This is a genomic window from Micromonospora sp. NBS 11-29, assembly GCF_002140155.1.
Classification (GTDB): Bacteria; Actinomycetota; Actinomycetes; order Mycobacteriales; family Micromonosporaceae; genus Micromonospora.
Map to the genome: position 1 here is coordinate 127,130 of NZ_NAPR01000003.1, position 9,419 is coordinate 136,548.

Annotated in this window: 8 protein-coding genes and 2 pseudogenes; 5 read left to right on the plus strand and 5 right to left on the minus strand. The window is 76.9% G+C overall.

Annotated features, from left to right (window positions below; translation table 11 throughout):
• A pseudogene (locus tag B1205_RS30690) lies at positions 1-511 on the minus strand (hypothetical protein); the annotation flags it as partial.
• Positions 512-523: 12 nt separating this feature from the next.
• Positions 524-1,873 carry an MFS transporter gene (locus tag B1205_RS01815; protein WP_089154018.1) on the minus strand — a complete coding sequence of 450 codons (1,350 nt, stop codon included), beginning with the start codon at positions 1,871-1,873 and terminating at the stop codon, positions 524-526.
• A gap of 78 nt (positions 1,874-1,951) precedes the next feature.
• Here B1205_RS01815 and B1205_RS30695 point away from each other — a divergent pair.
• From B1205_RS30695 to B1205_RS01835, 5 genes and pseudogenes are all read left to right on the plus strand, one after another.
• Positions 1,952-2,092, plus strand: a pseudogene (locus tag B1205_RS30695) (TetR family transcriptional regulator); the annotation flags it as partial.
• 139 nt (positions 2,093-2,231) lie between these two features.
• On the plus strand, positions 2,232-2,588 hold the full coding sequence (locus B1205_RS30700; RefSeq protein ID WP_254909708.1) for a hypothetical protein: 357 nt from the start codon (positions 2,232-2,234) through the stop codon (positions 2,586-2,588).
• A 54-nt stretch (positions 2,589-2,642) separates the two neighbouring features.
• Positions 2,643-3,953, plus strand: a complete 1,311-nt coding sequence (locus tag B1205_RS01825; protein WP_089154019.1) for a flavin-containing monooxygenase — start codon at positions 2,643-2,645, stop codon at positions 3,951-3,953.
• On the plus strand, positions 3,950-4,774 hold the full coding sequence (locus B1205_RS01830) for an SDR family NAD(P)-dependent oxidoreductase (RefSeq protein ID WP_089154020.1): 825 nt from the start codon (positions 3,950-3,952) through the stop codon (positions 4,772-4,774). Before B1205_RS01825 ends, B1205_RS01830 begins: the two co-directional genes overlap by 4 nt.
• Positions 4,775-4,784: 10 nt before the next feature.
• On the plus strand, positions 4,785-5,294 hold the full coding sequence (locus B1205_RS01835; protein ID WP_089154354.1) for an NUDIX hydrolase: 510 nt from the start codon (positions 4,785-4,787) through the stop codon (positions 5,292-5,294).
• On the opposite strand, the gene B1205_RS01840 is transcribed toward B1205_RS01835, so the two are convergent.
• The 3 genes from B1205_RS01840 to B1205_RS30705 form a co-directional block, all read right to left on the minus strand.
• A complete protein-coding gene (locus tag B1205_RS01840) occupies positions 5,295-6,308 on the minus strand; it encodes a LacI family DNA-binding transcriptional regulator (protein ID WP_089154021.1) in 1,014 nt (337 codons plus the stop codon).
• Positions 6,305-8,722 (minus strand): beta-glucosidase family protein, encoded by a 2,418-nt coding sequence (locus B1205_RS01845; protein ID WP_089154022.1) that lies wholly within the window; start codon positions 8,720-8,722, stop codon positions 6,305-6,307. Before B1205_RS01845 ends, B1205_RS01840 begins: the two co-directional genes overlap by 4 nt.
• Positions 8,723-8,919: 197 nt before the next feature.
• A partial coding sequence (locus B1205_RS30705; RefSeq protein ID WP_254909638.1) for an ROK family protein occupies positions 8,920-9,419 on the minus strand: 500 nt, incomplete at its 5' end.

Here is a 9,419-nt window from a genome sequence, read left to right on the forward strand (position 1 = left end):
CGGCGTCCCGGGCGGTCTCGGCGGCCTCGGCCCGGTCCGCGGCGGTGGCGGCGGCCGCCTGCGCCTGGTCGGCGCGCTGCCGGGCGGTGTCCCGTTCGGCCTGCGCGGCCCGGGTGTCCTGCCGGTCCCGGGCGGCCGACGCGGCGGCGTCCTCGGCGTCGCGGCGGGCCTCGTCGCGTTCGGCGTGCGCGGCGGCGACCTGAGCGGCCGTCTCGGCGCGCAGCTCGGCGAGCTGCCGCTCCACGCCGGCCGGGGACAGCTCGGCGTGCAGCGCCTCGGTGAGGGTCTCCACGACCTGGTCGAGCCGGTCCACCGCCTCCCAGGTGCGGGCCACCTGCCCGGGCAGGCCGGGAGAGTTGCGGTGACGCATCCGCGAGTTGCGGGCGGCGCGCTGGCAGTTGCCGTCGTTGTCCCGGCAGTAGCGGAAGGGGCGGCCCGCGCCGGCGCGCTGCGGCACCTCGCGTCCACAGTGGGCGCAGGGACGGGTCTCGGTGGGGGGCTCGGCGTCCATCGGGGGCGAAGTCTAGTGGCCGGCGTCGGCGCGGGCCGCGCCGTCGAGGGTGTAGCGGCGTTGCAGCAGCACCGCGACCACCATCACCGCGGCGGGCAGCAGGCCGAAGCCGTAGCGCAGCGCCGCGAGGGCGTCGGGGGACTGGGTGACGGCCTCCCCGGCGTCGGAGGCGACGAAGCCGCCGGCGGCCAGGCACAACGCGTACGCGTAGGGGCCCAGCGCAGCGCCGGTGGCCTCGGTGGCGGTCCACACCCCGGTGTACGTGCCGGCCCGCGGCGCGCCGGCGGCGCGGATCACGTCGGGCAGCATCGAGAACGGCAGCAGTTGCAGCCCGGCGAACGCCACCCCGAGCACCGCCACGGCGGCGACCAGCACCGGCAACCCGGCCGGACGGCCGACCGCCAGCACCAGCGACCCGGCGGCGAACGCGGCCTGCGCGGCGAGCAGGGCGCGTTGCTTGCCGACCCGGGCGGCCAGTGCCAGCCAGGCCGGCGTGACCAGCAGCGCCGGCGCGACGAACGCGGCGACCAGCACGGTGGTGAGCCCGGCGCGGCCCAGCTCGTACTCGGCGTAGTAGGGCACCCCGGCCAACACCAGGTGGGTGGTGGTGGACATGGCCAGGTACGCGCCGGCCAGGACGCGGAACTGTCGGTCGCGCAGGCTCGCCGCCAGGGCCCGCCATCCGCCGGCGCCGTGCGGGGCCGTCGAGGTGGCCGCCGTGCGGCGCAGCCGGCCGACGCCGGCGACCCCGACCGCCATCGCGGCGAGCATGCCGACGGCCAGCACCACCGCCATCCGTAGGTAGCCGGCGCGGGTGGCGGCGTCCCCGCCGGCCAGCAGCGGCGCCAGCAGCCCGGAGACCAGGATGCCGAGCGTCAGCACGACCATCCGGAAGGCCATCAGCCGGGTCCGCTCGTGGTAGCCGATCCGCAGGTCCGCCGGGGTGGCCAGGTAGGGCACCTGGTAGGCGGCGAACAGCAGGTTGCCGGCGACGAAGAACACCGCCACCCAGGCCGCCGCGCTCGCGCCGGTCAGGTCCCCGGGCACCGCGAACAGCGCGGCGAACGCCACCGGCAACGCGCAGCCGGCTGCCAGCAGCCGGCGGCGGTGGCCCCGGCGGGCCTGCTCCACGTCGCAGCGGTGCCCGATCCACGGGTGCAGCAGCACGTCGGCGATCTTCGGCAGCAGCAGGGTCAGCCCGGCCAGCCACGGCGCGACCGCGAGGACGTCGGTGAGGAAGTAGAGCAGCAGCAGCCCCGGCACGGTGACCCACACGCCCATGCCCAGCGAGCCGGCGGCGAAGCCGACCAGCGGGCCGCGCGGCAGGGCGACGACATCGCGCCGCTGCTCCAGCCCGGTCATCGCCGCCTCCTGTTCCCGGGCACGCCGACCCCAATCCAACGGTTGCTGGATTGTAGGGGCAACAATGGCCGGATGACCATGCCCCGCCGCCGGCCGGGCCGGCCCCGCCGCGACGATCAGCGTCCGACCCGGGAACTGGTGCTCGCCGCCGCCACCGCGCTCTTCGCCGAGCGGGGCTTCGACGCGGTCAGCGTCCGCGACGTCGCCGCCGCGGCCGGCGTCGACGTGGCCACCGTCGCCCACCACACCGGCAACAAGGCGCAGCTCTACGACGCCTGCTTCGCGCGGGTCTCCGGCGCCGAGCGGGAGGTCCTCGAAGCGGCCGGGGAACGCGCGCGGGCCGCCCTGGCGGCCGGNCGTGCTGCGTGCGCTGCACGACCTGGTCGACGTGTTCGTCGACTTCCTGGAGGACCGGCCCGAGACGACCGCGCTGTGGCTGCGCCGCTGGCTGGAGCCGCACCGGCACGCCGAACTGGACCAGCGCTACGCCGCCCCGCTGTACGCGCAGGTCGAGGCGCTGCTCGCCGCCGCGGCCGAGGCCGGCACGCTGGTCGAGCCGGCCCCGCACGTGACCGTGCGCAGCCTGGTCTGGGCGGTGCACGGGCATGTGGTGGCGCTGGCCGCGCGCACCGGCTCGGAGGCCCGGGAACGCCGGGAGTTCCGGGCGTTCGTGCACCGGTTCCTCGACGGGCTCTATCCGCCGGCCGCCCCTTGACGGCGTCCCGCCCGCCAGGGACTATCCATCGGTCGTTGGATTAAGGGGGCGGGCATGGCGGCACCACCCAGGGTCGCGGTCGTCGGCGCCGGAGCGGCCGGACTGGCCACGCTCAAGGCGCTCGCCGACGCCGACGTGCCGGCGGTCGCGTACGACAGCGCCGACACCCCGGGCGGGCTCTGGGTCTACGGCGCGCCCGGCTCGCCCGCGTACCGGACGCTGCACCTCAACACCAGCCGCGGGCGCACCGAGTTCGCCGACCACCCGATGCCAGCCGACTGGCCCGACTACCCCGACCACACCCGTGTCGCCGGCTACCTCGACGACTACGCCGACCGGTTCGGCCTGCGCGACCATGTGCGGCTGGGGCACACCGTCGAACGGGTCACCCGCGCCGGCGACGGCTGGCGGGTCCGCGCGGTCGGCCCCGACGGGCCGGTCGAGGTCGACGTCGAGGCGGTGGTGGTCGCCAACGGGCACAACCGGACGCCGCGCCGGCCCGAGCCCTACCCGGGCGAGTGCGCCGCCGCGCAGATGCACAGCCACGACTACCGCGGCCCGGAGCAGCTCGCCGGCCGGCGCGTGCTGGTCGTCGGCGGCGGCAACTCGGCCATGGACATCGCCGTCGACGCCTCGTACACGGCCGACCGGACGCTGCTGTCGCTGCGTCGCGGCGTCTGGGTGGTGCCCAAGTACCTGCTCGGCCGCCCCTCGGACACGCTCAACGGCGCCCTGGCCCGCCGGCTGCCGTGGCGACTGCGGCAACGCATCAGCCAGACCATGCTCACCGCCACCGTCGGCCCGCCCGCCCGCTACGGGTTGCCCGCACCGGCGCACGGCTTCCTCCAGGACCATCCCACGCTCTCCGACGCGCTGCTGTCCCGCCTCACCCACGGCGACATCCACCCCCGGCCCGGCATCGCCGCGTTCGCCGGCGACCGGGTCGAGTTCACCGACGGCCGCGTCGACGAGGTCGACCTGGTCGTCTGGTGCACCGGCTACCGGGTGGAGGTGCCGTTCCTCGACGCCGATCTGCTCGGCGACGGCGCCGAGCGGCTGCCGCTGTACCGGCACGTCTTCCACCTGGACGCGCCCGGGTTGGCGTTCGTCGGGCTCATGCAGTCCACCGGCGCGGCGTTCCCGCTGCTGGAGGCGCAGGCCCGGCTGGTCGCCGCGCGCCTGGCCGGCACCTGGGCCCCACCGGAGCCGGCCCGCCAGGCCGCCGCCTGCCGCGCCGAGCTGCGCGCCGCCACCGCCCGGTGGGGGCAGCGCCGCCCGCACATGCGGGTGGACTTCGACGTCTACCTGACCGAGCTGCGCCGGGAGCTGGCCGCCGGGCGGCGCCGGGCCGGAGCGGCACGGTGAGCGCGCTGGCCGGACGGCGGGTGCTGGTCACCGGCGCGCGGGGCACGTTCGGGCGGCGCCTCGGCGACGCGTTGACCGCCGCCGGCGCACATGTGGTCGGGCTGGACCTGCGCGCCGACGCCGACGCCACGCCGCCGGTGCTCGGGGTCGACCTGACCGACCCGGCCGCCACGCCGACCGCGGTGGCCGCCGCCGTCGACCGGCTCGGCGGGTTGGACCTGCTGGTCAACAACGCCGGCGTCGGCGGGCCTGCCCCCGCCGAGCTGCCCCCCGACGAGGTGGTCCGCCGGCAGATCGAGGTCAACCTGCTCGCCGCCTGGCGGACCACGGCCGCCGCGCTGCCCGCCCTGGAGGCCGCCCGCGGGCGGGTGATCTTCGTGGCCAGCCGGATGGCGGTGCTGCCGCTGCCCTTGGCCGCCGCGTACGGGGTGAGCAAACGGGCGCTGGTCGCGTACGCCGACGCGCTGCGCCACGAGGTCGGCACGCACGTCGGCGTCAGCGTCGTCTACCCCAGCATGGTCGCCTCCCCGATCCACGACAGCACCGTGGCGGCCGGGCTGTCCCTGAACGGGGTGTCCCGCCCCGAACCGGTCGAGGGGGTCGTCGCGGCGATCCTGCGCGCCGCCGCCGCCCGCCGCGCGCCCCGCGACGTGGCCACCACCCGGCGCGGCCGGCTGGAGCTGGCGCTGGCCCGACACGCGCCGGCGCTGGCCGACCGGCTGGTGCGGCGTACCGTCGCCGGGCGCGTCGCCGCCGGTGACCTGGACGGCGCGGCGCTGGCCGCCGGGATGCTCCGGCGGCACCGGCAGCCGCGCGGGTAGCCTGCTCGCCATGCCCGTGTCGCCCTACATCGCCCGGCTGCGCCGGCACGTCGGCCACGACCTGCTCATGCTCTACGGGGTCAGCGGCGTGGTCACCGACACGGCCGGGCGGGTGCTGCTGGCCCGCCGCGGCGACAACGGCCGCTGGTCGGTGCCCGCCGGCACCGTCGACCCGGGCGAGCAGCCCGCCGACGCGCTGGTGCGTGAGGTCCGCGAGGAGACCGGCGTCGAGGTGACGATCGACCGGCTGGCCGGGGTGGCCACCCACCCGGTGGTCTACCCCAACGGCGACGCCTGCGAATACCTCAACGTCTGGTTCCGCTGCTCGGCGGTGGGCGGCACGCCCACCGCCGACGGCGACGAGTCCCTGGCGGTGGCCTGGTTCACCCCCGACGCGCTGCCCGACCTCGACGACTGGGCCCGGCTGCGCATCGGCACCGCGCTCACCGACGACGCCGCGCCCTGGTACGCGGCCCCCGGCGAGCACCACCCGGCCCTGCGCCAGCCCGACAACCTCTGATCAGCCGCTGGTGTCCCGTACGGTCAGCCGGGGCTCCAGCAGCGTCACCTCCGGCACCGGCTCGTCGCGCAGCCGCCGCATCAGCAACGTCACCGCCTGCCGGCCCACCTCCTCGGCCGGCACCGGCACGCACGTCAGCCCGGACGGCTCGGCCAGCTCGTCGGGGCAGATCGCGACCACCGACACGTCCTGCGGCACCCGGCGGCCCAGCAGCGGCAACGCGGCCAGCACCGGGCCGACCGCCGATTCGTTCTGCACCACCAGCCCGGTGACGTCGGGGTGCTCGGCCAGCAGCGCCGCCAGGTCCCGCCGCACCGCCGCCGGGCCCTCCTCGCAGGGCCGGGTCACCGCGTCGACGCCGAGCCGGCCGGCGGCGGCCACCACCCCGGCGCGGGTGCGGTGGGCGAAGCCGGTGCCCCGGTCGTAGACGGCGGCCGGGGCGCCGAGCAACGCGATCCGCCGGTGCCCGGCGGCGGCCAGGTGCTCCACGCACAGCTCCCCGGCCCGCCGGAAGTCCAGGTCGACGCAGGCCAGGCCGGTGCTGTCGGCGGGATGCCCGATCAGCACGCCGGGCAGCGCCAACTCGCGCAGCAGCGGCACCCGGGAGTCCTCCAGCTCCACGTCCATCAGCAGCACACCGTCGACGAGCGCGCTGCCGGCGATGCGGTGCAACCCGGCCGGGCCCTCGTCGGCGGTGACCAGCAGCACGTCATGGTCGTAGCGGCGGGCGGTGGTGACCACCGCGGTGGCGAACCGCATCACCACCGGCACCTGCATGCCGGTGCGCAACGGCAGCACCAGGGCGATCACGTTGGCCTTGCGGCTGGCCAACGCCCGCGCGCCGGCGTTCGGGTGGTAGCCCAGGGCGCGCACGCTGGCCAGCACCCGGCCCCGGGTGGTCGCCGAGATGGTGCGCTTGCCGCTGAGCACGTACGACACGGTGCTCGCGGCCACCCCGGCGTGGCGGGCCACGTCGGCGATGGTGACCTGCTCACCGGACCCCCGACCGGTCACCGGGCGACCCCCGAGCGGCCGGCCGTGGGCGCGGGCGCGGCGTCGCCGCCGGTCACCGTGAGCGCGCCGACCAGCCGCACGTCGCGGGCGGACCGGCCGACCAGCACCGAGTGGGTGGCGTCCTCCACCACCGGGGCCGCGCGGTCCGCGTCCCACCAGGCCAGATCGGCGGTACGCAGCCGCAACGTCACCCGGGCCGCGCACCCCGGGTCGAGGGTGACCCGGGCGAAGTCACGCAACTGCCGCAGCGGCTGCTTGACCCGGGAGCGCCGCTGCCGGGTGTAGAGCTGCACCACCTCGGTGCCCGGGTGGCGGCCCGTGTTGGTGATCTCGACGCTCACCTCCACCTCCTCGCCGGCGTGCGCCGTGGCGGTGCTCAACCGGAGGTCAGCGTAGTCGAACTCGGCGTAGCTGAGCCCGTGCCCGAACGGGTAGAGCGGCTCACCCCGGTGGTAGAGGTAGGTGGTGTCCGCGCCGATGACGTCGTAGTCGAGCAGGTCGGGCAGTTCGGCGGTGTCGGCGTACCAGGTCTGGGTGAGCCGGCCGCCCGGCTCCTGGTCGCCGAGCAGCACGTCGGCCAGCGCGTGGCCGTGCTCCTGCCCGCCGTGCGCGCTCCACAGCACCGCCGGCAGGTGCTCCTGCGCCCAGCCCACCGCGTACGGGTAGCTGCTGGTCACCGTCAGCACGGTACGCGGGTTCGCCGCGTGCACCGCACGCAGCAGCTCCCACTGGCCGGTCGGCAACTCCAGGTCGACGCGGTCCTCGGTCTCCCGGCCGTTGACCATCGGATGGTTGCCGAGCACCACCACCGCCACGTCGGCGGCGGCGGCCAGCGCGGCGGCCTCGGCGGCCCCGTCGACGAGCAGGTCCACGGTGAACACGACCGGGTCGCCGCCGGCGACGCTCAACCGTCCGTGCGGGCCCACGCCGACGGGCCGGTCGGTGGCCAGGTGGTGCAGCAGCGCCGTGCCGTCGGGGCGGTGCTGGAAGCGGAACGTCTCCCGGACCACCCAGCCGCCCGGGCCCGGACGGTCGACGACCAGCGCGCCGGCGTCGTCGGCGCCGACGTGGCCGCCGGTGCCGACCGCGCGCAACGCCACCACGCCCTGCCCCCAGTCGACCACGTCGAACTCGGCCGGCGCCGCGTCGGTCAGCGCGAGCAGCCCGTCGTCGTGGCTGACCGCCCGGCCGCCGGCGCGCAGCGTGATCCGGTCCGCGCCCGGGTGGGTGGTCACCTCGGGCAGCCGCCCGAGCAGCCCGGCGTACGGGCTGACCGCGTACGGCAGGGTGCCGCTGTACCAGTCGGTGAGCACGGCGTCGGCGAGCGGACCGAGCACGGCGACCCGCACGTCGGCGGGCAACGGGAGCAGCCCGTCGTTGCGCAGCAGCACCACCGACTGGCGGGCGGCCTCGCGGGCCAGTTCCCGGTGGGCGGGGCAGTTCACCACGTCGGCCGGCACGTCGGCGTACGGGTCGTGGCCGGGCGGGTCGAGGTCGCCCAGGCGCAGCCGCACCGACAGGATCCGCCGGACCGCCCGGTCCACGTCGGACTCGCCGATCAGCCCGCGGGCGAGCGCCTCGGTGAGCCGCGCGACGGTGGGCGCGGGGTCGGCGTCGTCCTCGGTGAAGCTGTCCACCCCGGCGCGTAACGCGGCGGCGAAGCCGGCCACGTGGTCGGGCAGGTGGCCCTGCACGCCGGCGATGTTGCCGACCGCCCCGGCGTCGCCGACCACCATCACCTCGTCGTCGGCCCAGCCGCGCAGCTCACCGTCGATGAGCGGGCTCAGGTGCGCCGGCACGCCGTCGACCAGGTTGTACGAGGCCATCACGGCGACCGCCGCGCCAGCGGCCAGGGGGGCGCGGAAGGCCGGCAGCTCGTACTCGTGCAGCACGCGCGGCGGCAGGTCGCTGGAGGTCGTCGCCCGGTCGGTCTCGTTGTTGTAGCCGAGGAAGTGCTTGAGCGTCGGCGCGGTGCGCAGCCGCACCGGGTGGTCCCCGCGTAACCCGGACGCGTAGGCGGTGGCCAGCCGGCCGGTCAACCACGGGTCCTCGGACCAGCCCTCCTCGTTGCGCCCCCAGCGGGGGTCGCGCAGCGGGTTGACCACCGGCGCCCACACGTTGAGCCCGACGCGCCGCGGGTCGGCCCGGTGCTTGGCCCGGACCTCGTCTGCGACGGCGGCGCCGACGGCCCGGATCAGCTCCGGGTTCCAGCTCGCGGCCAGGCCGATCGCCTGCGGGAAGACGGTGGCCTCGCCGAGCCAGGCGACGCCGTGCAGCGCCTCCGTGCCGGTGCGGAACGCCGGCAGGCCGAGGCGGGGTACCGGCGCCTGCCACTGGTGCAGCAGGCCGAGTTTCTCCGGCAGGGTCAGCCGGGCCAGCAGGTCGTCGAGACGGTGGGGTGGGCGGTCGGTCATGACGGGCGCCTCCGGTGGACGCGCGGTCGCCGTCACGGGTCGTCGAAGCGCTTCGACGACCGCGCCGGTGGACGGCGACGCGCACGCTGGGGAAAGGGGTGGTGGTCGGCCGGCGGGTCGGCCCGGAGCAATGGTGAAGCGCTTCGACAACCGCCGGAAAACACGCCGCCCCGGGCTGCCCGGACTCGGAAGCGGCGCTACCGAGGTTGGCACCCCCGGCCGGTGCGGTCAAGGGGTAACGCGGCGGGCAGGTGCCCGGCCTCCACGGTGGCCAGTGCGGCGGTCGCGCCCCCCAGCGCGCTGGCCGCCGACCCCAACGTGCTCGCTTCCAGCCGCGCACCGCCCGGCGGGGCGCCGGTGCCGGCGGCGAGTTCGGCGCGGGCGGCCGGCAGCAGCCACGGCGCGAGCGCCGCCAGGTGCCCGCCCACCACGACCACCTCCGGGTCGAGCAGGTCGGCCAGGACGGCCACCGCGTGCCCGAGCTGCCGACCGATCTCGGTGAGCCCGGCCCGCACCGGGTCGTCCCCGGCGCGGGCGAGGGCCTGGATCCGGTCGATCTCCGGCAGGTAGTCGGTGACCGGCCCGTCCACCGCCACGTCGGGCAGCAGCCGGCGCACCACGGCGTCCACGCCGGTCACCGCCGCGAGGCAGCCCCGCCGCCCGCACCGGCAGGCCGGCCCGTCGGGCCCCGCCACCC